This is a genomic window from Pantoea sp. B9002 (assembly GCF_013385945.1).
Taxonomy (GTDB): domain Bacteria; phylum Pseudomonadota; class Gammaproteobacteria; order Enterobacterales; family Enterobacteriaceae; genus Pantoea.
In genome coordinates this window covers 1-382 of the sequence record NZ_JACAPA010000170.1, presented here as the reverse complement: position 1 = coordinate 382, position 382 = coordinate 1, and the positions used below count along the sequence as shown (strand labels likewise).

Genomic DNA, 382 nt, shown 5'->3' with positions numbered 1-382 from the left:
CGGTAACCGTCGTCCGGATCCTGCATGCGGCGCAGCTGTGGCCGCCGGCAGCAGAAGAGTAATGCCATTCGGCAAACTGTAATTTCGATGTCTGCCTGTCACGCATTGTTGAGTGACGTGATTTAGAGTTGTCGCCAAAGTTGCATGTTTGTGATCCTCAAGGCAAATGATCCGCAGCAAAATCCGCCTCCGAGCGCGCCTGCAAGCGCCCCTTGCGGCAGGCCTGCTGGAAGTGTTCGAAGTCCCGTTCATTCTGTGTCGCATAGGTCTGGGCGTATTTGAACAGGGCTTCGGCCAGGGTTTCGCTCTTGCCGATATAGCCGCTGATCAGCGCCGCCTGGCCGGATGATTTGGCGTGGGCCTGGGCCAGGGCGCGGCCGCA

General features: G+C 59.2%; 1 protein-coding gene. It reads right to left on the bottom strand.

The window, feature by feature from the left end; all coding sequences use genetic code 11:
- Positions 1-157 precede the first annotated feature (157 nt).
- Positions 158-382: DUF2252 family protein (locus tag HX773_RS25700; RefSeq protein WP_176973835.1), on the bottom strand; the 225-nt coding region annotated here is incomplete at its 5' end.